The sequence below is a fragment of the Dyadobacter sp. 22481 genome (assembly GCF_052044875.1).
Lineage (GTDB): Bacteria > Bacteroidota > Bacteroidia > Cytophagales > Spirosomataceae > Dyadobacter > Dyadobacter endophyticus.
The window spans coordinates 1,635,207-1,660,995 of record NZ_JBQENV010000003.1; the positions used below are offsets into that span (position 1 = coordinate 1,635,207).

Annotated in this window: 17 protein-coding genes; 9 read left to right on the forward strand and 8 right to left on the reverse strand. The window is 49.7% G+C overall.

The features are described from left to right. Positions 1 to 195: 195 nt before the first annotated feature. Complete coding sequence (locus ACTJJJ_RS25590) at positions 196 to 774, reverse strand: DUF4142 domain-containing protein (protein WP_440703428.1); 579 nt, start codon at positions 772 to 774, stop codon at positions 196 to 198. A 193-nt stretch (positions 775 to 967) separates the two neighbouring features. Here ACTJJJ_RS25590 and ACTJJJ_RS25595 point away from each other — a divergent pair, with 193 nt between their 5' ends. The 5 genes from ACTJJJ_RS25595 to ACTJJJ_RS25615 all read left to right on the forward strand — a co-directional run bounded on the left by ACTJJJ_RS25595 (position 968) and on the right by ACTJJJ_RS25615 (position 6,315). After that, entirely contained in the window at positions 968 to 1,411 is a 444-nt protein-coding gene (locus tag ACTJJJ_RS25595) for a response regulator (RefSeq protein WP_440703429.1), read from the forward strand. Positions 1,412 to 1,439: 28 nt separating this feature from the next. Continuing rightward, positions 1,440 to 2,090, forward strand: coding sequence for a biliverdin-producing heme oxygenase (locus ACTJJJ_RS25600; RefSeq protein WP_440703430.1), 651 nt, complete (start codon positions 1,440 to 1,442; stop codon positions 2,088 to 2,090). Continuing rightward, the gene (locus ACTJJJ_RS25605; protein ID WP_440703431.1) at positions 2,087 to 4,372 is read left to right on the forward strand and encodes an ATP-binding protein; all 2,286 of its coding nucleotides are present in this window, start codon (positions 2,087 to 2,089) and stop codon (positions 4,370 to 4,372) included. The genes ACTJJJ_RS25600 and ACTJJJ_RS25605 overlap by 4 nt, the downstream gene beginning before the upstream one ends. Positions 4,373 to 4,556: 184 nt before the next feature. Then, positions 4,557 to 5,657: a DNA topoisomerase IB gene (locus ACTJJJ_RS25610; RefSeq protein ID WP_440703432.1), complete on the forward strand. Its 1,101-nt coding sequence runs from the start codon at positions 4,557 to 4,559 to the stop codon at positions 5,655 to 5,657. Between the two features lie 190 nt (positions 5,658 to 5,847). Next, a complete protein-coding gene (locus ACTJJJ_RS25615; protein WP_188937038.1) occupies positions 5,848 to 6,315 on the forward strand; it encodes a ferritin-like domain-containing protein in 468 nt (155 codons plus the stop codon). An 80-nt stretch (positions 6,316 to 6,395) separates the two neighbouring features. Here ACTJJJ_RS25615 and ACTJJJ_RS25620 read toward each other — a convergent pair whose 3' ends face one another. From ACTJJJ_RS25620 to ACTJJJ_RS25640, 5 genes are all read right to left on the reverse strand, one after another. Then, on the reverse strand, positions 6,396 to 7,046 hold the full coding sequence (locus ACTJJJ_RS25620) for a LolA family protein (protein ID WP_440703433.1): 651 nt from the start codon (positions 7,044 to 7,046) through the stop codon (positions 6,396 to 6,398). Between the two features lie 102 nt (positions 7,047 to 7,148). Continuing rightward, entirely contained in the window at positions 7,149 to 9,710 is a 2,562-nt protein-coding gene (locus ACTJJJ_RS25625; RefSeq protein ID WP_426292081.1) for a DNA translocase FtsK 4TM domain-containing protein, read from the reverse strand. 41 nt (positions 9,711 to 9,751) lie between these two features. Further along, positions 9,752 to 10,783 carry a quinone-dependent dihydroorotate dehydrogenase gene (locus tag ACTJJJ_RS25630; protein WP_426292082.1) on the reverse strand — a complete coding sequence of 344 codons (1,032 nt, stop codon included), beginning with the start codon at positions 10,781 to 10,783 and terminating at the stop codon, positions 9,752 to 9,754. Between the two features lie 95 nt (positions 10,784 to 10,878). Then, complete coding sequence (locus ACTJJJ_RS25635) at positions 10,879 to 11,187, reverse strand: hypothetical protein (RefSeq protein ID WP_188937050.1); 309 nt, start codon at positions 11,185 to 11,187, stop codon at positions 10,879 to 10,881. A 97-nt stretch (positions 11,188 to 11,284) separates the two neighbouring features. After that, positions 11,285 to 12,928 carry a beta-N-acetylhexosaminidase gene (locus ACTJJJ_RS25640; RefSeq protein WP_440703434.1) on the reverse strand — a complete coding sequence of 548 codons (1,644 nt, stop codon included), beginning with the start codon at positions 12,926 to 12,928 and terminating at the stop codon, positions 11,285 to 11,287. Positions 12,929 to 13,176: 248 nt separating this feature from the next. Here ACTJJJ_RS25640 and ACTJJJ_RS25645 point away from each other — a divergent pair, with 248 nt between their 5' ends. From ACTJJJ_RS25645 to tamL, 4 genes are all read left to right on the forward strand, one after another. Then, the gene (locus tag ACTJJJ_RS25645; RefSeq protein ID WP_440703435.1) at positions 13,177 to 15,606 is read left to right on the forward strand and encodes a TonB-dependent receptor domain-containing protein; all 2,430 of its coding nucleotides are present in this window, start codon (positions 13,177 to 13,179) and stop codon (positions 15,604 to 15,606) included. A gap of 274 nt (positions 15,607 to 15,880) precedes the next feature. After that, positions 15,881 to 16,591: a hypothetical protein gene (locus tag ACTJJJ_RS25650; protein ID WP_440703436.1), complete on the forward strand. Its 711-nt coding sequence runs from the start codon at positions 15,881 to 15,883 to the stop codon at positions 16,589 to 16,591. Positions 16,592 to 16,636: 45 nt separating this feature from the next. Beyond that, entirely contained in the window at positions 16,637 to 21,595 is a 4,959-nt protein-coding gene (locus tag ACTJJJ_RS25655) for a translocation/assembly module TamB domain-containing protein (RefSeq protein ID WP_440703437.1), read from the forward strand. Beyond that, entirely contained in the window at positions 21,585 to 24,020 is a 2,436-nt protein-coding gene (tamL, locus tag ACTJJJ_RS25660) for a translocation and assembly module lipoprotein TamL (RefSeq protein WP_440703438.1), read from the forward strand. Before ACTJJJ_RS25655 ends, tamL begins: the two co-directional genes overlap by 11 nt. 14 nt (positions 24,021 to 24,034) lie before the next feature. Here the strand turns inward: tamL and mce are convergent, their stop codons facing one another. Then, positions 24,035 to 24,436, reverse strand: coding sequence for a methylmalonyl-CoA epimerase (mce, locus tag ACTJJJ_RS25665; protein WP_440703439.1), 402 nt, complete (start codon positions 24,434 to 24,436; stop codon positions 24,035 to 24,037). Positions 24,437 to 24,510: 74 nt separating this feature from the next. After that, on the reverse strand, positions 24,511 to 25,446 hold the full coding sequence (rsgA, locus tag ACTJJJ_RS25670) for a ribosome small subunit-dependent GTPase A (protein ID WP_440703440.1): 936 nt from the start codon (positions 25,444 to 25,446) through the stop codon (positions 24,511 to 24,513). Positions 25,447 to 25,789: the final 343 nt, after the last annotated feature.

The following is a 25,789-nucleotide window of genomic DNA, read 5'->3' on the forward strand; positions in this document are numbered from 1 at the left end:
TCTATATAATAGGTAGACAAAATAAACTTATGCAAAATCAAATCGCAAGCGTTTTACCGGAATTACTTTGCGAGGCCGGCTCCCGACGGGGTTTAAAATTACAAATTGGAGATTTGTTTTCACTATCCCGCGTTTCTTAAACGCAAAATGCCCGGAACGCTTGGCGCCCCGGGCATTTCAAACCAACGGTTTAGCTTACTTTACCTTTTCATGGAGCGCCTCAGCCGTTTCCAGGTGATGTTTCAATGTCGGCACTTTTCCTGCCGCCCATGCTTTTACATCCGGGTCTTTAGCGTCACTCCCGGCTTCTTCGAACTCGTTGATATCTTCCTTGTGGTCGTCGACCATGAAGGATACGTAGGCTTTATCAAACTCTTTGCCTTTCTTTTCGGCCAGTTCATCGTACTTTTTCTGCTTGTCGTCGCTCAATGTAGCGGGAAGCGTGATGTTTTTTTGAGCAGCGAGCGCTTTCAATTCATCATTGGCTTTCGAATGGTCGGTAACCATCATTTCGCCGAACTTTTTAACGTCGGCGCTTGCCGCATTCATCTTCGCCAGTTCGCCCAGTTTCACCTCCATCATACCGCCGTCGGCAGCTGCCACGGCAAACTCGGAGTCGTCTTCCAATGCAGTCGTATCGAGTTTCGCTTCATTTTGCTCTTCGGCAACTTCCTTGCTGTCCTCAGTCTTGTTGCTGTTACAGGCAGTGAACGCCACGCCGGTGGCCACCAAAGTAGTAGCGGCCATTAGGATACTCAATGTGATCTTTTTCATAACAGGTTTTCATTTTTTGATGATTTGGGTGCTAAAAAGTAAAAAACTGTGCCACCCCATCACAAACCCGTTTGCGGCCGGCACCCGCGGCAGGCACATTTAGTTTTCTGGAAAAAGAATGCATATTTTTGTAGCTATCCGTCGACATCGCGATGTGTTGTTCAGCCATTTTATAACCCCCTCTTCCCGATTAATGAGCTTCCTTACCCTTACGCGTATTTTGCTGGCCGACGACGACCACGATGATACTTTCTTGTTCCGGGAAGCATTGGAACAGGTCCCGGTTGAGACACGGCTTTCTGTTGCTGAAAATGGTGCGCAGCTCCTCCAATTAATGAAAGGCGCAGATGCCAAGCCGGATATCATATTTCTGGATATGAATATGCCGGTCAAAAACGGGCTTGAATGTCTGGAAGAAATCAGGGGTACGGCCGGGTACGAACAGGTTCCGGTTGTGATCCTCTCGACGTCCGTGGCGCAATACCTGTGGGAATCGGCGTATAAGGGTGGCGCTAACCTCTATATCCAGAAACCGACCAGCTTCAAAGGTTTGATAGAAATCCTTAAAATGTGCCTGCTCGAAAAGGCGGGAACGGTAATGCCGGTGGGGTTGGAACAATTTTTGATTACCAATTAATCTTAACAGGTTTCAATTTGCATTCAGTATGAGTGAAGCAACTGCTTTCAACACGGAGCAAGACTTATTTTTCAAACAATTAAGACAAGAGACAGTGGAAAGCCACCAGGCACTGGAAGATAACCGACTTTCCAAAGCAATACTCAATCCCTCCGTTTCCATTCAGGATTACCAGACTTACCTGGCCGCTCTTTTCGGAGTGACTGTCGCCTGCGAGGATCAGATATTCCCCGCTATTTCCCACGTTATCACCGACTTGTCCGATCGTTACAAATCGCGACTGATCATCGACGACCTGCTTGCGACGGGTTTTACAGAAGCCGAGATCGACGCATTACCCGTTTATCATTTCGAATTTTCTTCGGTCGCTCAGGCGCTGGGTATCATGTATGTGCTGGAAGGTTCGACACTCGGCGGAAGATTTTTGTACAAACACACGCATGAAGTGCTGGGACTGACATTTGAAAACGGCGCTTCCTACTTCTGGGGATATGGTACGCAAACAGGGAACCTGTGGAAAAGTTTCATCTCCGCCCTTACCCAATTTGTCGAAGAGCATGAAGAAAGGGGCGAGGTAATCGCCAGTGCAAAAAATACTTTTACCATCATTGACAATTGGCTGAGGCAAACAGGCGCAGCGAGCGTGACCCGGCCGGTCGTAACTGATCAGCATGAATGAATATTAAGGACATCGTAAATCGCGACATTGTCAATCTGACGAATTGCGAAAGTGAACCCATCCATATACCAGGCAGTATTCAACCCCATGGTTTTTTGCTGGGAATAAAAAAAGGTGATTCGAGGATCGAATTCTGCAGTGCCAATAGTGCCGTATACATCGGCGTCGGCCCTGAAACGTTGCTTGGCAAAGATATTTCGGATATTTTCCCAGGGGAACAGGCCTCGCGATTCGCCTTGTACGCCGGCGAAGAGGTTATCGACTCCGCAAAGCCGTTTGTGTTCTCGCTGAACGGGACTTCGTTCAATACCACCGTTCACCAGAGCGGCGGCAATGTGATCATGGAGCTGGAACCGTTCCCCGACGGTACCCTGAACTTGCCGAACCTCTACACGCAGACACGGAATTTCGTGTCGATCATGGAAAAATCCAGCGGCTTGCTGGACCTCTGCCAGGAGATCGCCGATGAGACGCGCGCCATTACCGGTTACGACCGGGTGATGATCTACCGCTTCGACGAGCAGTACAATGGAGAGGTGATAGCCGAAAGCCGACGCGAAGACCTGGTTTCGTTTGCTAACCAGAAATACCCGCATACCGACATCCCCGCACAGGCACGCGAACTGTATATCCGAAATCCGCTGCGAATGATCGCGGACATCAGCTATACGCCGGTACCGCTGCTCACCATCGACGATTCTGCTGACAAGGGAAACCATTCCCTGGATCTCAGCCTGTCGATCCTCCGCAGCGTATCTCCCATGCATATCGAGTATCTCAAAAATATGGGTGTAGGTGCGACGTTGACGATCTCACTGCTCCAAAACCAGAAACTTTGGGGTCTTATCGCCTGCCACCATTATGCGCCGAAGATATTGCCACATTATACACGCCTTTCCGCATTGCTGCAGGGCCATTTCCTGACCTCGCAAATAGCGGTACGGGAAGTGGCCGAGGAATACAAAATCAGTGAAGAAGTGGACAAAGCCTTGGTGGAAGCGCTGGCGCTCCTGCACGAGACCGAAAACTTCATGGAAGCCAGCCACCGTTCGCCGGCATTGCTGAAACTCGCGAATGCGACCGGCGCCGCCATTTACCATGAAGGCGTCCTGTATACCAACGGCCTGGTCCCCTCAGATTCCGAACTGCTTGATTTATTCACATTTCTCGCAAATGCATACCCCAATCAGGCGTTCGAGACAGACAACCTCTCCGACGTTTATCCGGCCGCGAAAGACATTTCCAAATATGCCGCGGGGGCGATCTACCATTCAATGGTTTCCGGCGAAAATGACGGGATTTTATGGTTGAGGCAAGAAAAAATCGAGACAATCAACTGGGCCGGTAACCCGGATAAGGCTGTTTTACCTAATGAAGACGGCGTACAGCTTTCCCCGCGCAAATCGTTCGAGCTATGGATGGAGATTGTGAAGGATAAAAGTGCCCCGTGGCGCAAATCGGAGGTTAATGCGGCGTCGAGCTTTTCCTATGCACTGCAAAAGCATATTAATTACCGGATTATCAGGGCGCAGGAAGATGAAAACAGTATCCTCAACGATGAATTGCGGCTTGCCAACAAGGAACTGGCCAACCTGAACTGGATATCGACCCACGATCTTAAAGAGCCGCTTCGGAAAATACAGATCTTCGCATCAAGGGTGCTTGATCGCGAAGATCCCGACCTGTCTGTTCAGGTTAAAGATTCGGTTGAAAGAATGCGTTTCGCAGCCGAAAAGATGCAAATGTTGATCGAAGATATCCTGACCTACTCGAAAGCGGGCAGCATGGAAAAAACCTTCGTCCTCACAGATTTGAACGAGGTGCTACGGAATGTACTTTCGGAATTGCAGGATACTATCGATGAAAAAGGTGCTGCGGTTCATGCGGAAGATTTACCCTTCCTTGAAATCATACCTTTCCAGGTACACCAGCTCTTCATTAACCTGATCAGCAATGCGATCAAATTTGTAAAAACCGACGAACGGCCTGCTATCAGAATAACCGCAGACGTCGTCGAAGCGACAGCTGTTTCCCTTGAAAAAACCGCATCTGCCCGATATCACGCCATTGCTTTTCACGATAACGGAATCGGCTTCGAGGCAGAATACGAAAGCCGGATCTTCGATATTTTCCAGCGCCTGCACCCCGCCCACAAGTACCCGGGCACAGGCATAGGTCTGGCGATCTGCAAGAAAATCATGGAAAACCATAAAGGGCTGATTGATGCAAAATCGGTTTTCGGTGAAGGTTCTGTGTTCACGATATATTTCCCGGTTGCGTAACAGCCGATTTCTGTGAGTACATTGTTCCTCAGCTTAGCTGCTCATAGGGCCGGGCTGGGGATTTTTTATGTAGTTTAAAATGAATGCAGTGTCGCTGACAGGCGGTTTTGAATCGTCTAGCGGTCACCGGCGCGGATTGGTATTAAATTATTAGGATTTGTGGGACAACAAAAAAGTAAACCACATGTCAGTAGCCGCAGCCCCTGCATTAACAACCGACGAGCTTGTCATCACGGCCCGTCAATTTAAAAAACTAAGAAAGAATCCTGCATTGACAGCGGAAGCGGCCGGGCTTCATTATGTCCAGTCTGCCGATGCGCCTGGCTATACCCGCAAAGGAAAAGCACCCCGGTTCTACTATACCGATGCTGCCGGCCTGCGTTGCAAAGATCCTCAGGCGATCAAGCGCATTAAATCGCTGGTGCTCCCGCCCGCCTGGACCAATGTATGGATCAGCGCCGATCCGGATGCACATTTGCAGGCCACGGGAATCGACGCTGCCGGCAGGAAACAATATCGCTACCATCCCTACTGGAACCTCATCAGGAACCAGACCAAATATTACAAACTCCTGACTTTTTCCGAAGCCCTGCCGCTATTGCGCGAGCAGGTGGAACATGATCTCCGAAAGCGCGACTTCGACCTTTCCAAAGCCATAGCATTGGTGATCAAGTTGATGGACAAAACCTGTATGCGCGTGGGCAACCAGCGTTACAAGGTTCGTCACGGCTCGTCGGGCATTACTACGCTCGATGCCCGCAGTGCGACAGTCACCGGAAGCCGTATCCGATTTATATTCAAAGGAAAGAAGGGCATCCGGCAGGACATTACCCTACAAGATAAGCAGCTGGCACGCCTGGTAAAGCAATGTAAGGAAATGCCCGGGAAAAGGTTGTTTCAATATGTCACGGAAAGTGGCTGCAAATGCGCACTGAACGCCCAGCAGGTCAACGATTACATTCGCCGCCATACAGGCGCTACCTTCTCGGCAAAGGACTTCCGGACCTGGATGGGAACTGTTACCGCGTTCGAATACCTCAGTCGCCAGGAAAAGGCATCGTCGCAACGGCAACTGACCCGTGTACTAAACACCTGTCTCGACGCCGTGGCCACTCATCTGGGAAATACGCGGGCGGTTTGCAAGAAATATTATGTTCACCCCGCTGTTTTCAGAGCTTACGAGCACAATCGCATCCAACGCTTCCTGAACAGGCAGGTTGAAGAAGCCGCCTATTTTTCAGAAACCGAGCAGCATGTCCGGGCATTGCTAGCCCGCCCCAATTGAGGGTTCTGCCGACATTCGGAAGCATATACGCGTGCCGTTTCTCTCGCGGCGGGAAATATCTCCTACATATACGCAGGCGAAAAACGCCTTATGCACTCCTTCCGCGGCTGTTGAAATAATGGCACAGCATTTGAAAACAATGCAACTGTTTACAAACAAAACTTGTCACAAACTTTAACATTGAAGAACCATGGAAACCAATGAGAATTTAATTGAAGTAATGAATGATTTGATCCGAATTAACAACGACCGCGTGGATGGTTATGAAAAGGCACTCACCGAAGTTGAAGACATAGATGTTGACCTGAGAGGCATCTTTCAGAAAATGGCCAATGAAAGCCGTGAGAATATCAATGAACTGAGCACAGAAATCCGCAGGCTCGGCGGCGAAGTGACATCGGGAACGACCACTTCCGGTAAGATCTACCGTGTGTGGATGGACATCAAGGCCACATTTACCGGCCACGACCGCACATCGGTTCTCGAAAGCTGCGAGTATGGCGAGGATGCCGCGCAAGAAGCTTACGACGATGCATTAGCTACCGACGCCGATCTGCCGGTCGATATTCGTCAACTGATCGCCAACCAGAAAGCAGAATTGCTCGAATCGCACAACCTGATCAAGAAATACCGCGATCTGCATCAGGCGGTCAATTAAAAGAGAATATATAACGCGTATAAGGAAAATGGGTGAGCCTCTCGGTCTCACCCATTGCTATGTTGATATACTTCTGGAAATTACCGCAGGTCGACCACTTCCACACCCGGATATTGTTTGGCATTGAAGGCGAAAAAATTGTCGGCCACATTCACGTCCGCTACAAACTGATCTACCTTATAAGTTACCTCCTGTCCGTTCTTTTGGAAGATCTTCCAGCTGCTGATCGACTTATCAGCCTTGTTCACTTCGATCTGCACTTTATTAACCTGGCTGTTTTTGTTGGTTGACGTTAATTCAACCACTTCGACTGCCTTTCCTGCTTCCTGTCTTTCCTTTACAAAAGCGGATTTGAAACCCTTTTTATAGGCTGTGTAAATTTTGGTCGGGTCCAGGTCGCCGCCAGCAGCGGGGTCGAAATCCTGCAAATTCACTTCATTGGTTTCCTTGATGTACGTAGCCATCAGTTTACCGTCGTTAAAGATCTCCTGACCAGCCATTTTCAACCTAAACTTCGTTCCTTTCACGGTCGCTTCTCCTTTCAATGGCTTTTCACCCTTGGTAATGTAGGTAAAAAGTGCTTTAAAGGATTTGATCTTCTGGTACTTGCTGCTCATGGCGTTCAATATATCCGATGACTTTTTATCACCCTGCGCATTGGAAGCGAATGGGTTTAAAAGCACAACCGTCATTACCGCAAACAGGCAAGCACATTTCTTCAAATTTCTCATATTCAATTATTTAATCCTTACTAAGTTTATAAAAACGGGGTTTTTAGTGAAATATTTCAATTTTAGACTCTGCAAGCACCCAGGGGTTTAATGCCGTTCGAACTAGCTAACCCCCATTACGCGGAGATGCTCTTCCAGCATATTCAGGTCGTGGTACATCACATCGCGTGCTTTACTTCCGGTGAAAGGCCCTACTACGCCCAGCACTTCCAGTTGGTCCATGATCCGGCCTGCGCGGTTGTACCCGAGCTTCATTTTACGCTGGATCAGCGAAGTACTCCCTTGCTGGTGCGTCACGATCAGGCGCGCGGCATCGGGTAGTAAACTGTCGAAATCATCCGGGTTAAGATCCGCCTTACCTTCCGCGGCGTCCTCACCTTCATATTCGGGCAGGGCATAAGCTTCGTCATAGCCGCGCTGCGCGCCGATATACTCGCAAACATCCTCGATCTCGCGGGTGTCTATAAACGGGCATTGCAAACGGATTACCTCCGAGTTGATCGCCAGCAGCATGTCCCCCTGCCCCACCAGCTGTTCGGCGCCACCCATATCAAGGATGGTACGGGAGTCGATACTCGACGTTACCCTGAACGACAGACGTGCCGGGAAATTCGCCTTGATCAACCCCGTGATAACCTTCACCGAAGGTCGCTGCGTCGCCACTACAAGGTGAATACCTACCGCACGTGCCAGCTGGGCCAGACGGGCAATCGGCGTTTCAACTTCTTTACCGGCCGTCATCATCAAGTCGGCCAACTCATCGATCACCAATACAATGTATGGCAGGAAGCGATGCCCTTTTTCGGGGTTCAGTCTTCGCGCCGCAAATTTCGTATTGTACTCCTTCAAATTCCGTACCGCGGCTTCTTTCAGCAGATCGTAGCGGGAGTCCATTTCGATACACAGGGAATTGAGTGTAAAAATTACCTTCTTGGTATCTGTAATAATGGCTTCTTCGGCATTCGGGAGTTTCGCAAGAAAATGCCTTTCCAGCTTGTTGAAAAGGGTCAATTCCACCTTTTTCGGATCCACAAGCACAAATTTCAGCTCTGCCGGATGCTTTTTATAAATCAATGAGGCGAGAATGACGTTCAAACCGACGGACTTACCCTGCCCGGTCGCACCTGCCATGAGCAAGTGGGGCATTTTTGCCAGATCGGCAATGTGAATGTCATTCGAAATGGTTTTGCCCAAAACAATCGGCAAGTCGTAGTTCGACTTCTGGAAACGCTCATTCGCAAGCACCGATCGGGCAAAAACCGTTTCCCTGTTCTTGTTAGGCACCTCGATACCGATCGTTCCGCGGCCGGGCATAGGCGCAATGATACGGATACCGAGCGCTGCAAGGCTCAATGCGATGTCGCCTTCCAGGTTCTTGATCTTCGAGATCCGGACACCGGCTTCCGGGATGATCTCGTAAAGCGTTACCGTCGGCCCGATCGTCGCCTTAATTTTCGATATATTGATACCATAGCTGCCAAGCGTGTCGACAATCTTGGTTTTGTTGCTTTCTAGCTCTTCCTGGCTTACTTTTTCATGCTGGTTCTCAACAACTTCGTTCAGCAGGTCGATATGCGGAAAATGATAGGATGGCAAGTCAAGCATCGGGTCATATTGCCCGAATTCGCGTAAAATCGACGCATTGACATCCTCATCTTCGAACTCCTCTTCCTCAGCTTCCTTCCCCTGCGTGGTATCCTCTACTTCCAGTTCCAGAAGCGGTTCGGATGGCACCGCTGATACTTCCATCGGCATTACAGGCAACTCCATGGTCGTCGATGCAGCGGGTACCGGTGGAGCCGCAACCGGCAATACCACTGCGGGATGCGGAGCAGGGCGGGGCGTCTCCTCTTCTGTTTCCAGATCGGAATCCGGCTCTTCTTCCGAAATCAACACCTCATCATCATAAGTATCGTTTACGACCGACACAAATGCGCTCTCGGAAGCTGCAACGGCAGCCGGATCGCCCGAAGAATGCGGATCTCCCGTATCCTCACCCGCTACTTCCGGTTTCGCATGCCTTGCCTGCCACGACTCATATCTGTCGCGCACATCGTAAAAGAACACCGCGAAAACGAATAGTGCAAAGAGAATCGGCAATACACTCCCCCATTTCAGCCAGTCGAAAAGCGACACATTGATGAGGTAACCGAAACCGCCGGAGAGGAAGCTGAGCGTGTTTTCGGTATTGCTCATGAGAATCACATAACCCATCAGCACACTTACCCAGAGCGTAAAAAAGATCACCTCCCGGGTCGTTCTGCTTAACGGCAATATTTCCCTGCCGAATGCCATTTTCCAGCCGGCTACAAACGGCACGAGCGGCAACAACAATGCTCCTACCCCAAACCAGCGATAGACGAAAATATGCGAAACCACTGCCCCGAGCACGCCCAGGAAGTTGCGGGTCTGCCGGCCTGCGTCACGCAGCGACTGGTGCCCCAGACCGTCCAGCACGCTCTGGTCGGACAGACCGGTGACAATGTAGGAGAAAAACGATGTTTCCAGGATTAATCCCAGGATGATAAAGAAAGTGCCCCAGGCCAACGTGTTCTTCGGACTGGTGAAAATGTGTTCCCAATCGAGGGATACACGAAAGCGGGGAGCGGCGGCCTCCTCCGGTTTCTGGCGCTGTGTGTTACCTCTTGGCTTGTTGACTGACATTTATTTCTATTCCGGGAATGCGTGAAGTGCTGTTTTAGATTTTACTTCCTGACCAATGCCTTGCAGATCCTGCTGACCACACCGGGCCCTTCGTAAATAAAGCCGGTATAAAGCTGAATCAGGCCGGCCCCTGCATTTATTTTTTCCAAAGCTTGCCCGGGAGTGGCGATACCGCCGACTCCGATAACGGGAAATGCATGATTGGATTGTTCACAAAGGTAACGAATTACTTCCGTCGAGCGATGCGTCAATGGGGCGCCGCTCAATCCGCCCGCCCCTATGTTAGCCACTTCCGTCCGATCGGTTACAAGGCCTTCGCGGCTGATCGTCGTGTTGGTAGCGATCACTCCTGCGATGCCGGTTTCCTTTACAATATCGATAATATCATCGAGCTGGCTATTGGTAAGATCCGGCGCTATTTTCAGGAAAATGGGTTTGGGATTGACCCTTTCGGCGTTCCGGGTTTGCAGTTCTTTCAAAATTTCAGTCAATGGGCCTTTCTCCTGCAAATCCCGCAATCCGGGTGTATTTGGCGAGCTTACATTCACTACAAAATAATCCACCACATCGAACAACTCCCGAAAGCAGATCAGGTAATCGCTTAGTGCCTGCTCGTTCGGTGTATCCTTATTTTTACCAATATTACCTCCTACCAGGATTTTTGATTTACGTTTCGCCAGTTTCGCCGCAGCCACCTGCACGCCCTTGTTATTGAAACCCATCCGGTTGATGAGCGCCTTATCCTTTTTTAGCCGAAACAAACGCGGCTTATCATTCCCCGGCTGCGGGCGCGGCGTAACCGTCCCGATCTCGATAAACCCGAAACCTAATGCTTCCAGCTGGTCTACCATTTCGGCATTTTTATCGAACCCCGCGGCCAGTCCTACCGGGTTACGGAACCGCAAACCGGCCACTTCCTGCACCAGGTCGGGGTGCTCGTACGTGTACAACGCACGCATGATCCTCGGCATGAAAGGGATTTTAAAGGCGACATGGAGCACCTCGCACACAAAATAGTGAATGCGCTCAGCGTCAAACAGGAAAAGTATAGGGGAGATCAGAATCTTATACATCCTGCAAAAATAGAATGTTTCACAGGAAGGCGCGGGTGGGTCGGGGAATTTTATTTTAAGTCTTGCAGCAGTTGTTTCAAATGACTGTCAGATCGCTAATCAGCTCCGTCACCGCCACCAAATCGGATAAAATCATCGATCATCACGACGTCCCGTAGGTCTTGTGGTCTCCTCGCGAGTATCTTCAATTCACGTAAGTCATTTATCCATTCTGCTTTGCGGATTTTAATGGTCCTATCACGGGTACTGTGATCGAAGCCTATAAAAAGTTCGAATTTTTTCCGGATCTCAAAAAACCTGTCGAATCGCTCACGCGGCGTTTCCCCCATGCCGGTTAGCATTACATCGACATACGGGTCATCGAGGCTTTTATAAATAGTGATTATTCTCTTCTTCGTTTTCATGCCTCTAAAAATCTATGCAGAGTAAATATCGGGATATTCACTAAACAATAAAAGCACCCTTTTCAGGATGCTTCTATCAACTTTCAAAGTAACACGACTACTTTTTCTCCGGCCACACATATTCGAACTTGCCGTTGATCGGCGCGCCGAAGTAGTTAACACCGAGGAAATCGAGGCGCTTTTTGTGGATTTCCATGCGTTTGCTGAAATCTTCGAAGTTCTTGCCCTCTTTAGAAGTCCAGCCGACTTCAGCCAGCGCGGTGGCGCGGGGCCATACCATATATTGTACGTAGGCAGGGGTTTTCATGTATTCGGTCCACACGTTGCCTTGCACGCCGAGAATGTGCTTCGCTTCGTCGGCTGTAAGTTCCGCGGGCGTTGGTTCGTAGGAATAGGACTCAGCCAGGTCGGTGAAACCGCCAATTGCGATCGGTTGTGTTTTGGCGTCGGCCTGATAATGGTCGAGGTAGCAGAAGTTACCGGGTGTCATGATCACGTCGTGGCGCTCTTTCGCCGCGGCGATACCGCCTTCAATGCCGCGCCAACTCATCACTGTGGCATTTGGAGAAAGGCCCCCCTCGAGGATTTCGTCCCAGCCGATCATCCGGCGGCCTTTGGCAGTAATGAACTTATCGATCCGCTTGATGACGTAGCTTTGCAGACCGTGCTCGTCTTTCAAGCCTTCTTTCTGAATGATATTCTGGGCAAAACGGCTCTCCTTCCACTGTACTTTCGGGCATTCGTCGCCGCCGATGTGGATATATTTACTGGGGAAAAGGTCGATCACTTCGGTAAGAACGTCTTCCAGGAACTTGAAAGTCTCCTCACGCGGCATGAAAACGTCGTCGTAAACGCCCCATTTCGTTCCTACTTCATAAATCTTGTCGGGATTGTTACCCAGCTGCGGATAAGCTGCCAGTGCCGCCAACGCGTGGCCCGGCATTTCGATCTCAGGGATCACATTCACGAAACGATCCTCTGCATATTTAATAACCTCTTTGATTTCATCCTGTGTGTAAAAACCTTCATAAGGCTGACCATCGTATTTATGGTCGCCGTAATGGCCTTTCATCGTCTCTTTGCGTTTCGAGCTGATGGTTTTCAGTTCAGGATACTTCTTGATCTCGATGCGCCAGCCCTGGTCGTCGGTCAGGTGCCAGTGGAACTGGTTCTGCTTATGCAATGCAATCAGGTCGATGTATTTCTTGACAAATTCAATCGGCATGAAATGACGGCACACGTCGAGCATCAGCCCGCGGTAAGCGTAGCGCGGCACGTCTTTGATCGTCACGTAAGGCACGGCCCATTTCACGCCGGTGACCGACGCACCGGCGCCCGGAGCTTCGCTGAATACCTCTGCCGGCAACAGTTGCAGGAGAGTTTGGACACCATAGAATGCTCCCTTGGCGGTCAGCGCCTGGATGGTTACGCCCTTGGATGTCGACAGCAGGCGGTAACCTTCTTCGCCGAGGCTGGCGTCCGATGATACCGCGAGCGTGATATCACCTTTGCCTTTGGTGGTTGTCACAGTTTGTCCGGTGGCCTTTCTAAGTTGCGCGGTGAGCATGTCCGCTACATGTGCCCATTTGGCGTCGGCAGGTGCGCCGACTTTCGTTTTTGCTTTGAGCGTCCATGCGCCTTTGGCGGTCAGGACCTGGGTGGGTTTGGGGATGACATTGATCTGCGCGAATGCAGAGTGCACGAGCACGCAACAGATCAGTCCGAAAAGGAAGCGTTTCATCAGGTAGGAATTCAGTATTTATTAAAATTATTTAAAAATGCTGCAAGTTAATGTGTTCCCCATTTAAAATACTGCAGATCTTAAATTTTTTATAATTTTATGTAATTATTTCAAAAACGGGCACGTTACCATGATTAGGTGTAACTTTGTACCCTCTACCGCTTTACAACTAGGTTTTGTTACATTCTTCACACGCTGTCAGCCAATTTCGCAAACTTAACTCCTAATAAAATCTAAATCCTATACCCGTGAAAAGCACTTTGCTTCTTAACAGTCTTGCCCTATTTTTACCTGCACAACTTCTTTTTGCATCTCCTGAAAGCCCGCCTTTTCCTGTGAATGGTACAAAATCACACCGCGTAGTCGGCGGTAAGCTTGTAGGCAAAATCGTGGAGGCGCCCGATAATGCCGGGGTAGCATTCGCCACAATCGCGTTGCTAATGCCCAAAGATTCGTCCCTGGCCAATGGCGCAGTGGCCGATGAGAACGGGGTGTTTACGATTGCCGACGTAAAACCAGGCAGCTACATCCTGCGTGTAACCAACATGGGTTACCAAACGCTTTACCGGCCCAATGTAAAAGTAGCCGCCGAAGCCAACTTGCTCGATTTGGGTAGCATTACCGTGAAGGCCGAGGCACAAAAATTGGCCGAGGTGGTGGTGAAAGGTGAAAAAACGATGATTGTCGACGATATCGACAAGAAGATCGTCAATATCGGCAAGGACATGCTTGCTACGAGCAACAACGTGAGCGACCTGCTCGAAAAAGTACCGGCGGTTTCACTGGACGAGAACGGCAACCCGCAGGTACGCGGCAAAGGGAATGTGGTCGTACTGATCGACGGCAAGCCGTCCAACCTCTACGGCAGCGACCTTCCTACCATCCTGCAGTCTTTTCCGGCGAACCTCATCGAACGGATCGACGTGATGACGACCCCTTCCGCGAAATATGAAGGCGAGGGCGCATCGGGGGTAATCGACATTATTACTAAAAAGACGAAAATCCGCGGCATGAACGGCGGTGCGCGGTTGAGTATTGGCAACAAAAACAACAATGCGGCGTCGGGTTACCTGAGCTACAAAGCCGGGAAATTCGGTTTGAATGCGTCCCTCAGCGGGCAAACACGAGCCACCACCTGGGAAAGGAAATTGAACCGCGATAATTTCGTGACCGAATCGACCTCGCATCTGCAGCAGGATGGTACCGGCGGCAATAAGGGCAAGAATGCATTCGGTCGTGTGGGTGTCAACTATGATTTTAATGACAAAAACTCCATTGAAGCCGGCGTAAACTACTCCCGCGACAACAGCCGCAACAACAGCAATATCTTCAACCAAACCACGCTCGCTTCGGGTGTGGTATCAGAAAGCTTCCGCCGCCTCAACAACAGCAAAGGCAATGGCGATAATGTCAATTTCAGCTTCGATTACCGCCGGAAATTTGCTGATAAAGATCATCAGCTCAATTTCAACTCGAGCTACTCCCTTGGCGGCTCCGACGGAGAATCGTATTTCGCACAGGAAAGCGCTGTCGACAGCCTGCTGCGCAACCAGCAGAACCTGCGCAACAACAACCGCCATTCGCTTTTCCTGAATGCCGATTACACCTGGCCCATCACGCCCAAAGCGACACTTGAAGCTGGTGTACGCTCTCGCACGAGCTCGAACGACAATGTAAATGCGTTCTACAATCTCGACCGTGAGACGAACGGATACGTTTTTGACGACAATATCAGCAATGTGTTCGGCTACAAGGATGCGACTTACACCGGTTTTATGACATTCTCACAGAAAACCGACCTCTGGGGACTCCGGGCCGGCCTTCGGGTAACAGATTATAACCAGGATATCGACCAGGTGAGCCGTAACCAGGATTTCAGCGTGCATTTTCTTACGCTCGTACCTTCCCTTGCGGTGACGCGCAAACTGGGCGAATCGTCCCAGGTAAAGCTAAATTACAGCCGCCGCGTGCAGCGTCCCGAAGCCGACTGGCTGAACCCCTATACCGATGTTTCTGATCCGCGCAATGTAAAAACTGGTAATCCCAACCTGCGTCCCGAGTTTACCCATAAGGCTGAAATGGGTTATTCCAACTACGAGGCCAACGGCGGCTGGGGGCCATCGCTTTTCATGGATTATTCTAACAATGCAATCACGCAGATCCGGACGATCGATGAGGCTGGTGTTTCGCTCACCAGATACGACAACGTGGGGCGCGAGTTCTCTTATGGTTTTGAAACCGATTTCTCCCAAAAACTATTTGGCGACGTGTTGAAGCTCAATGGAAGCGGTCGCGTTTTCCGGAGCGAGGTGGTATCGACCCTTGCGCAGATCGACAACCGCACATGGAGCTACTCCGGTAACCTGAATGCATTCATCACGCTTCCGGCCGACTTCCGCGCGTCGGCTTACGTAAACTACGAGGGCCCGCGGGCAATCGCACAAGGCACGCGCGACGGCGTCTTCATAGCCAATATGGGTATCCGCAAGGATTTGCTTGAAAAGAAAGCGACCATCTCCTTTAATGTGCAGGACATTTTCCTATCGCGGAATTACAGAAGCCAGCTGAATACCGCCACGTATTCGCAGACGTCGAACTGGCATCAGACCAACAGGCTTGTGAATGTGACATTCCAATACAGGTTTGGCAAAATCTCCGCAAGTGGCGACGATGCCTGATACACCCGGGAACAATTGTTAATATATGTGAAAAGGAAGGGCCGTCGCGACCCTTCCTTTTCATTTACAAGCAGTTCGCAATTGCCACTGGTGGTGTCGCTACGCTCATTCTTGCCCAAATGCCGACTCATGGAACGGTTTTTGCAAATAGCTGGCACAGGAGTCGATTAATTTTGCTTATTTAAACCCCGAACACGCAAAGTGATCTAAAAACGTAGTCCGGACAACCGGACTACGGAAAAGGTCCAAAACTTTAAACAAAATCTTTACACAAATGAAAAAGCTCAAAATGCTGGCCGCTCTGTTACTCGTAACCGCTGGCTCGTACGCACAGAAATTGCCCGCTGACTCCATATTTTCACAGTTTTACAAAGCAACGGGCGGCAAAGGTTTATGGGACGGTGTAAAATCCTATAATCTGACGAGAAGTTATTCCGCCGCTGCGGCCACTCCGTACAACGCCGTGATCACGGCCTCCATACCCGAACAGTCCATTTACAAGAACAAAACCATCATGAAACGCAGCTTCGTGTATACTGTGAAGGGCGACCAGGGGTGGATTAAAGTGCCGATCGGGCAGAAAGTGGACGTGAAAGATCTCAGCCAGGCCGAGCAGCAGAATATGCGTTTGGAATTGTATGATAACCTGGTGCCTTTTATCGATTATAAAAACCGCGGGCTGATCGCCACGACTGTCGGTGTCGAAACCGTCAATGGTGTTCAGGTCAATAATGTTGAATTACAGGGAAAGGGTGTAAAGTACAATCTCTATTTCGACGCTAAAACAGGTCTGCTGGTACGCCAGAAGACGAATCAGGGCGGCGTTGAAACCACTACCGATTTTTCAGATTATGCGAAATCCGCGTACGGTATTTTGTACCCTGCTAAACTCGTGGAACTCAACAGCTCCGATAAAAAACCGGTTACGATCAAATCGGCATTGACGGTCAACGACAATGTAAACGTCGAACTGTTTAAAAGATAAAAACCTAGATTCTCAACGCCTCGATGTGGCGGAAAACAGCCAGGGATGAAGAAAGCACTGAAAGTATTGGCCATAATAATCCTGACAGTTTTGATTCTGGTTGGCGTGTTGATCTGGGGTATCCAGACACCGTTCGGCCAGAATTTTTTAACGTCCCAGGCAAATTCCTTTCTACGTAAAAAACTCAAAACCAAGGTCAATATCGAAAAGGTGCGCTTCGATATTCCGGATTGGGTACTGCTCGAAGGCGTTTATTTCGAAGACCTCCATGGCGATACGCTCGTGGCGGGCAAGCGCCTGTACGTAGACCTCGACATGTACAGCCTCATTAAGGGTGACATTGGGATCAACAAGGTGGAACTGGAAGGGGTGAATGCCAATATCAACCGCGTTTTGCCGGATACGACCTTTAATTTCCAGTTTATTGTTGACGCATTCGCCGGCACCGCGGAGGTCGACACAACGCCGTCGAAACCGCTCAAAATGCGGCTTGACCGGATTTCCCTTAAAAATGTCCGGTTTTCTTATCGCGACGCGGTTATCGGCACCGATGCTTCGGGCAACATCGATTCAGCGGTTGTGAAATTCGACAAATTCAATCCGACTATTTCGCAATATCACCTCACCAGCACGGCATTGCACAACAGCCAGGTGAAGCTGCGAATGTACCCCGCATTGAAAACCGCTGCCGCCGGTCCCGAGCCGAAGCCCGATCCGGCCGATTCACTGGATATTAAAGTAGGCGACATCGATATTCAGCAATTCAAATGGCAGTTTGATGACGAGACTTCAGGGCTCAAAAACGGCATGACGGTGGGCAAACTCGCCGGGCATGTGAACAGCGTTTACATGGGCGGCCAGCGCGTGGATGTGAAAAACGTTTCACTGCAAAACATGTCGCTTTTTGCGGAATTTGCTAAAAAGCCGAAAACACCGGAGCAAAAGAAAGATACTACTGCGGCCGGGGCCCCGGCGGCCGGAGCCCCGGCGGCCAACAGCCCCGGCTGGTATGTAAAAGTGGGTGAGATTAAACTGGCGGACAATGATATTCGCTACGACGATTTCAATTCACCTGCCATACCCAAAGGCCTCGACTATGCACACCTGAATATCAAAGACTTGAATGTCGATTTACAGAACTTCCTTTTCTCACCCGAAAATATAGCAGGGGCGCTCAAATCTGCCTCATTCAAGGACAAAAGCGGTTTCCGCCTTGATGCATTCCGGACCGATTTCGCCTATGGCGACCACGAAACTTACCTCCGCAATCTCTATTTAAAAACACCCAATACCCTGTTGCGCGACGAGTTGAGCCTGCGTTATAAAAACCTCGACCAGCTTACGAACGACATTGGCAAGGTAAAACTCAAACTGCGCCTCACCGACAGTCGCATTGCCTTTGCAGACATTCTGTTGCTTGTACCCGATCTGGCCAAGACTCCCCCATTTGATGCGGAGCCGAACGGTGTCGTGAAAGGCACGGGGCAGATTAGCGGGTCGGTGGATGATATGCTGATTTCCAAAGCGAAGTTCACCATGCTCGACGGCACCGTTCTGAGCGCCGACGGCCGGCTGAAAGGTCTCCCGAACGCAGAAAAGCTTGATCTGGATCTCAATATCAATGAAATATCTTCCACAAAAGCAGATCTGCTCAAAATGCTGCCCGACAGCGTGGTTCCCGCTTCAATCGAATTGCCTGATGCTATCAAGATTTCAGGAAAAGTGAAAGGTTCGATGGAGGACCTTACGCTGGCGACGACCATTAACACGACGTTTGGAACAGGCACTTTTTCAGGTAACCTTAAAAACATCACCGACAGCCTTCGGGCACAATATAATGGTACGCTGACCCTTACGGAATTCGATCTCGGAAAACTCACCAAACAGCCCCCTGCCGAAATGGGTAAGCTCACACTCCGTGCCGACGTGGATGGTGTGGGGTATGCCCCTAAAACAATGAAAGCGCGGCTGGATGGCAATATTGAAAGTGCAGATATTAAAGGTTATGTATACCAAAACCTGAAATTAAAAGGTGATATCGACCATGGCCTGGCCAATGTTGCCGCAGATATGGACGACCGCAACATCGATCTCGACCTGACGGCGCAGGCTGATCTGTCAAAAGAATATCCATCGGTCAAAGCGGATCTCGAAGTGACTAATCTCGACCTGACCGCCCTTAATTTGTACACCGATTCGTTGCAGGTAAAAGGCAGCATCAAAGTCGATATGCCTTCCACCAATCCAGAAAACCCGCTCGGAACCGTAAATGTAGACAGCCTTGTGCTGACACACCATCGCAGGCCGGTCGGTATTTCCAATATCAATGTGCAATTGACCGATTCCGCCGGCGGCAGACAGGCTTATATCGAATCACCTTTCCTGAAAGCCAAAATGACCGGCCAGTATTCCTATACAGATATTGGCGACGCGATCCTGACCGAGGTAGGAAAGCATTTCAAATCACCCGACCTGACTTACAAAGAAGTTACCAGGCCGGTCAACTTCGCCCTGGATGCCACGCTTACCAATCACCCGGCCATCCAGGTTTTTGTGCCTGAAATACGGGAAATGAAAGCGATACAGCTGCATGCGCAAATGGATAACCAGAAAGATTCGTCGCTGGTGGCCCGGCTAAGTGTTCCGATGGTAAATTACGACAGTACCATCGTGGAGCGCGTGTCGGTGGATTTCAGCACCGTGGAGGCCAATGCAGCTTTGAATGCGAATGTAGGGCTGGTTAATACGGGCGGTTTCAGAATGCAGAATGCATCGTTGGCAAGTCAGATCGTCAACAACGATGTCAAGTTCGATTTCGTCGTCCGCGACTCGTTGAGTACCGAACGACACGCCGTAAAGGGTGACCTGGTCGTCAACAACAATCAATACCGTCTCAATTTGCGCGACGACCTGCTTTTGAATTATGATAAATGGGAGGCCGACACCGCGGGTTACGTGCAATACGGATCCGACAGCGTGTATGTGAAAAATTTCGCGATCAGCAACAAAGGGCAGTCTCTGAAGATCAATTCGACCACCGAAGCGCCGAACAGCCCGCTCGACGTCACGATGTCGAATATCTCCATCGGTCCGCTCATTGAAATCGCCACCCTCGATTCTACGCTTGCTACCGGGACATTGAACGGTAAAGTCCTGCTGAGTAATTATATGACTGCACCTGTGTACACGGGAGAACTGACAGTCAATAACCTGGCAGTAACTAAAATACCGGTGGGTGACCTGTCACTGAAATCGACCAACGAAACCGAAAACCTGATCCGCGTGGCGATGTCGCTGGTGAACGACCAGAACGACGTTAATATCAATGGAAGCTACAATCTGAAATCCGAAACACCGATGGATTTCAAGATGGATCTGAAAAAACTCAGCGCCAAAACCATCGAAGCTTTTAGTTTTGGCGAACTGAAACGGGCGGAAGGTAACCTGACAGGCGATATCGCCATCACGGGCTCCACTGACAGCCCCAGGCTGAACGGTGCCGTCAATTTCGACAATGTAGCATTTAATGCAACGCAGTTGGGTTCAAGATACGCTCTCGCCGGGCAAAAGATCCAGTTCAATGGTCAGAATATCAATTTCAACAACTTCACGATCACCGATTCGCTGAACCAGGCGATGAAGATCAACGGGAATGTGAGCATTGCCAAGCTCCCGGATGTAGGCTATAACCTGACTATCTCCGCTAAAAACTTCAATGTCCTGAACTCAACCCAGAAACAGAATGAGCTGTTTTTCGGGAAGGCCAATATCGATGCTAACCTGACTGTAAAAGGCCAGGGCGCCAAATCGGTGATCGATGGGAATGTGAAGGTGGACCCCGGCAGCAATATCACGGTGGTAATGCCCAGCGATGCGACCGAGGCAGGCGACGCTACCAAGGGGGTGATCGAGTTCGTGGATATGAGCGACCCGACGCAGGTGGTCAAAAAGGATTCTATTGAGGCTGAACAGAATGTCATGGTAGATTTTGCTTCGCAAATCTCGCTCGATATCGCTGTCGACGATAAATCGGAATTCAAAGTTGTGATCGACGAGTTGAACGGGGATAATATCCGGCTGAAAGGCAATGCGCAGCTCAATACGGGTGTCGCCCCGAACGGGCAGTTGTTTCTCCTCGGATCATATGACCTGACGGAAGGCTCCTACGACCTCACGCTGCAAATCCTGAAAAGGCAGTTCGAGATTAAAAAGGGAAGTACGCTCCTCTGGACGGGTGATCCGATGAAGGCCGATTTGAATATTACCGCTGCCTATCCCGTAATGGTAGACCCGGGCTCTATCGCCGCCAAATTTCAGGGTGCAAGCAAAATACAGGTCGAGGTGCAGATCGTGATTACAGGAAATCTCACGACGCCTAACATTGCGTTTAAGATCGTGATACCCGAAAACTCCGTTGACAAGCAGGTTCAAAACGACATTACCCAGCAGACATTCTGGAAGGATATGGAGAACAACCCTTCCGAGGCGAACAAGCAGGCATTTGCATTACTGATCACGAACAAGTTCATTACCGACCAATCTACCGCCGGCTTCAATATCGGTTCGAGCGCAGAAGCTGTGGCCCGGCAAAGCGTAAGCCAATTGCTCAGCGATCAGCTCAATAACCTGGCGTCGGATCTTGTGAAGGGAGTCGACCTCAACATTGGCTTGAACTCCACCGCCGACCAGACCACCGGTGCCCGCACCGACCTGAACGTGGGCCTCAGCAAGGCATTTTTGAACAACCGGTTGAAAATTTCCGTAGGCAAAAACTTCGAGCTCGAAAGCAAAACCAACTCGGGCAACTCAACCGAGGTTTTCGACAACATCGCCCTCGACTATTCTATCAGCAAGGACGGCCGGTATATGTTCCGGGGTTACCGGAAAAACCAGTACCAGTCGATACTGGAAGGTTTCATCATCGAAACGGGGGTCAGTTTTATCATTACGGCGGATTACGACCTGATCCGCGAAATTTTCCAAAAGCAACGCAATGAGAAGTAATGTAGGGTATATACTGGCGATCTGTATTTTCCTGGGCAGCTGCTCGGTCAATAGGTATGTACCCGAAGGCCAGAGCATTTATGTAGGCAACAAGGTGAATGTGCAGCCCGACAGCATTTACAAACCGAACGTATCCGGGGTGGCCGATCAACTGGAAGAGCTGATCAAACCACCTGCTAATAAGACCATTTTTGGCTTCCCATGGAAAGTCTGGTTCTACTACTGGATCGGCGAACCGAAAGATGAGGGTGGGCTGCGGAGCTGGTTCCGTAAAAAGCTCGGCGAACCTCCACGTTATGCAACCCAGCGGATTGTGGATATCAATGCCGCCAATATGGTTGCATTCCTCGATAATGAAGGTTACTACCGCTCCAACGCTAAGGGTAAGATCGTCCCGAACAAGAACAAGCGAAAACGTACCGCGATCACGGAATTCGATGCATACGTGATGCCGCGCTACGTGATCAACGAGATTAGCTACGTCGTGCCCGATAGCTCGCTTTTCAATCGCGACCTGGTTTTAGCCAAAGAAAAAACGCTGCTTAAAAAAGGCGATCCGATCCGCCTGGAAGTAATCACAACCGAGCGCACGCGCATTGACCAGGAATTGAAAGGAAAGGGTTATTACTATTTTAACCCCGATTACCTGATTGTAAAAGTCGATTCTACTATCGGTCGCGCCGACTCCACATTGGGTCCGCAACAGGTGAATCTGTTTCTCGAAACCAAGAAGGAAACGGCTCAGACTTCGCTGAAACAGTATTTTATCAACCGCATTTACGTCAATACAGGGACGGACGAAAACAAGCTGACCGACACGACCGGTCTCGCTGCGCGCGGCCCGCTGCGCCGGGGCATTACCATCACGGATCCCGGCAACAATTACAAGCGCCGCATTTTCTACGATGCCATCGGTTTCAGAAGGGGAAACATGTATACCAATACAATGCATGACGTCTCCCTGCAAAGGCTGATCAACCTTCAAAATTTCCGGTTCGTCAAAAACCGTTTCGAACTTGTTCCCCGCTCCGATTCTGCCTTGCTGGATGTGTATTATGACCTTGCGCCGATGAAGAAAAAGTCGCTGCAGACAAGCCTCTCGGCCAGTACCAAATCCAACAACCTTGGCGGCTCGGAGCTGGAAGTGAAATGGCGCAACCGGAACTTCTTCCGCGGTGCCGAAATGCTGGCGATCAAAGCATATTTCGGATTCGACGTGCAGCTGGGTGGAAGCCGTACTACTTCCAATAACATTGGGAACGAATATATCCGGTATGGTGCCTCGGCCGATCTCTCGTTTCCCAGGTTTATCATTCCGTTTGTAAGGATCAGGCCGGAAAAAAGTCAGTCTTTGCCTAAAACCATTCTTTCCTTAACCTACGAAAACCGGATACAGCGTAACTTTTATACTACGCGTTCCATCCGGGGCGATTGGTCGTATGTGTGGCGCCGCAACTCGGAAGTGGAGCATACTTTCGCGCCGATTTCCATCAACTTTGTGGAACCGAGGAATATCAATACCGAACTGCTGGGGGAAGTTGCAACGGACCCGAATACCAACCCGCTGGACGTCGACCGGCTTTTCAGGCTTGTCGATACTAAATTCTTTATAATGGGATCAAACTATTCTGTATCCTATCGCCCGACTCCCCGGCCTTTTAGCAAAAACCAAATCGCGATGAGTGGCGGTGTCGAATGGGGCGGGAATATTTTAAGTCTGCTGGCAAAGAAAAACGCCGAAGGATATCCGAAAGAGTTTCTTAAAGTACCCATTCTGCAATATGTAAAAGTAGATGGAGATGTAAGATATTACCGCACCATCACACCTTCGATCAAATGGGCGAACCGCATTCTCGTGGGAGCTGCCAAGCCATACGGAAACTCGAAAACAATGCCCATACCACAGTTTAAACAATACTTTGCGGGCGGTAGTACCGGGATCAGGGCATTTCGCGCACGCTCGCTGGGGCCGGGATCGGTAGCTCCGGATACGTTATCTATTCGCTTGCTGGGTTATCAGTCTTTTGCGGATATCCGCATGGAATTCAACTCGGAAGTACGGATGAAATTCACCGACATCATCAACGGAGCCGTTTTTGTGGACGCCGGAAATATCTGGTCGTTCGGAGATAGTACCCGCGCCTCCTACCCTGGCACTGCGCTAATCAGCAACAAGTTTTTGAAACAAGTGGCAGTCGGTGGAGGTATCGGTTTACGGCTCGACTTTTCGTACCTGATTTTCCGCCTTGATCTCGCGACACCATTCCGCAAACCGTGGTATGTGAATGAGGCCAAGACTGTGAGCGATGAAGGTGCTGTTTTGGAATACAAAAATCCGTGGGTATTCAATGAAATCAACTTTGGAAGTAAAGCCTGGCGAAAGGAGAATTTGATATTGAATATAGCGGTCGGGTTACCGTTTTAGTGCCTCCCATAGTGCTAGCGGATCTCCTGACAAAGCTCTACCAACACCCCATTCGCGCTTTTGGGATGAACGAAACAGACCAGCTTATTATCAGCTCCACGTTTGGGAGTTTCATTCAGTAATGTAAAACCTGCATTACGCAGCCGTTCCATTTCCGCGACAATGTCTTCCACCTCGAATGCGATGTGGTGAATGCCTTCGCCTTTCTTTTCAATAAACCGGGCGATGGCGCTATCCGGTCCTGTCGCTTCGAGCAACTCTATTTTTGTTTGGTTTATCTTAAAAAATGAAGTGGTAACCTGCTCCGATTCAACGGCCTCGCGTTTGTAAGGAATTGTATTAAGCAATGCCGAATACAGCTTCTCTGCCGCTGAAAGGTCACTGACCGCAATGCCAATATGCTCTACATTCTTCATAAGCGGATACGCATTATTCGACTAGTAAACTCTAAACTTTCCACCGAGCGACTGCCACTCATGAACGGCAAGCCCTATTTCCGGTTATCATCCCCAGCCATAATGCTCAGGTAGCTCTCAAAACGGCTCATTGCGATCCTCCCTTCCGAGACGGCGTCCTTCACGGCGCAACCGGGTTCGTTGATGTGCTGGCAGTTGTTGAAGCGACATTGATTCAGCAAATCGCGCATTTCAGGAAAATAGTGACTGATTTCCTCCTTTTCCATATCGGCCAGGCCAAGTTCCTTGATCCCCGGCGAATCGATGATGAATGTGTCTTTTTCGAGCTCGAACATTTCCGCAAACGTGGTGGTATGCACGCCCTTGTTTGCAAATGTGGAAACTTCCTGCGTCTTAATGTCCAGGCCGGGTGCGATTGCATTCACAAGCGTCGATTTACCGACACCCGAATGCCCGGAAAGCAGCGAGACTTTTCCTTTCAGGAGTGAATTGAATTCCCCGAGGCCGGATTCTTCCAACGCGGTCGTTGTCAGGCAACGGTAACCCAGACTTATGTACAATTCCATGAGCTCCGTCTGAAAATCCTTCATATCGTCGTTCAGTAGGTCCTGCTTATTGAAAACGAGCACACCCGGAATCCGGAATGATTCGATAGCTACCAGGAAACGATCGATAAAACCCAGCGAAGTACGCGGAAATACCAGGGTGCAGATCAGCATCGCCTGGTCCACATTGGCGGCGATGAGGTGCGCGTGGGCCGTTTTGTGGACAGAACGGCGTATCACATAATTCTCGCGTGGAACGATCTCGTGGATAATACCGAAGTTTTCCCCTTCATTCTCCACTTCGAAATTCACATAATCCCCTACCGCGATCGGGTTGGTCACTTTCAAACCCAATGCTTTGAATTTGCCTTTCAAACGACACTGCCAGATGTGTCCGTCCCTGCTATCCCTGACCTCGTACCACGAACCGGTGGAACGAAGCACCAAACCCCTTATTAAACTCATTTGTCTTTGTTTTGGAACCAGCGAATTTAAAAGGACTTTACCAGAAGTCCCTAAAAATTACCCGTGAAGTCAAAACCTGTATCAAAACAAGTAGTTTTCGCAGATCCCTGATTTTTATTCTGCATTACGTATAATTAGCTACTTCAAGCCTGAAAATCCCGTTTGTGACCACTGCATTAATTATAAAACGTTTGGCCTATCGCCCGATTCGCTAAGGATTTTACAACAAATAATAATATTTTTTAAAATCACACCCGTTTTTTCTGATTATTTCATACATTAGTATCACTTAATCGTAAAGAAAATTAAAAACGTCATCCTATAATTATTTTCACTTCGCATA

Bases quoted from the DNA above. Each gene is read 5' to 3' on its own strand.
- ACTJJJ_RS25590 (WP_440703428.1), bottom strand. From the start codon at position 774: ATGAAAAAGATCACATTGAGTATCCTAATGGCCGCTACTACTTTGGTG.
- ACTJJJ_RS25595 (WP_440703429.1), top strand. From the start codon at position 968: ATGAGCTTCCTTACCCTTACGCGTATTTTGCTGGCCGACGACGACCAC.
- ACTJJJ_RS25600 (WP_440703430.1), top strand. From the start codon at position 1,440: ATGAGTGAAGCAACTGCTTTCAACACGGAGCAAGACTTATTTTTCAAA.
- ACTJJJ_RS25605 (WP_440703431.1), top strand. From the start codon at position 2,087: ATGAATATTAAGGACATCGTAAATCGCGACATTGTCAATCTGACGAAT.
- ACTJJJ_RS25610 (WP_440703432.1), top strand. From the start codon at position 4,557: ATGTCAGTAGCCGCAGCCCCTGCATTAACAACCGACGAGCTTGTCATC.
- ACTJJJ_RS25615 (WP_188937038.1), top strand. From the start codon at position 5,848: ATGGAAACCAATGAGAATTTAATTGAAGTAATGAATGATTTGATCCGA.
- ACTJJJ_RS25620 (WP_440703433.1), bottom strand. From the start codon at position 7,046: ATGAGAAATTTGAAGAAATGTGCTTGCCTGTTTGCGGTAATGACGGTT.
- ACTJJJ_RS25625 (WP_426292081.1), bottom strand. From the start codon at position 9,710: ATGTCAGTCAACAAGCCAAGAGGTAACACACAGCGCCAGAAACCGGAG.
- ACTJJJ_RS25630 (WP_426292082.1), bottom strand. From the start codon at position 10,783: ATGTATAAGATTCTGATCTCCCCTATACTTTTCCTGTTTGACGCTGAG.
- ACTJJJ_RS25635 (WP_188937050.1), bottom strand. From the start codon at position 11,187: ATGAAAACGAAGAAGAGAATAATCACTATTTATAAAAGCCTCGATGAC.
- ACTJJJ_RS25640 (WP_440703434.1), bottom strand. From the start codon at position 12,928: ATGAAACGCTTCCTTTTCGGACTGATCTGTTGCGTGCTCGTGCACTCT.
- ACTJJJ_RS25650 (WP_440703436.1), top strand. From the start codon at position 15,881: ATGAAAAAGCTCAAAATGCTGGCCGCTCTGTTACTCGTAACCGCTGGC.
- ACTJJJ_RS25655 (WP_440703437.1), top strand. From the start codon at position 16,637: ATGAAGAAAGCACTGAAAGTATTGGCCATAATAATCCTGACAGTTTTG.
- tamL (WP_440703438.1), top strand. From the start codon at position 21,585: ATGAGAAGTAATGTAGGGTATATACTGGCGATCTGTATTTTCCTGGGC.
- mce (WP_440703439.1), bottom strand. From the start codon at position 24,436: ATGAAGAATGTAGAGCATATTGGCATTGCGGTCAGTGACCTTTCAGCG.
- rsgA (WP_440703440.1), bottom strand. From the start codon at position 25,446: ATGAGTTTAATAAGGGGTTTGGTGCTTCGTTCCACCGGTTCGTGGTAC.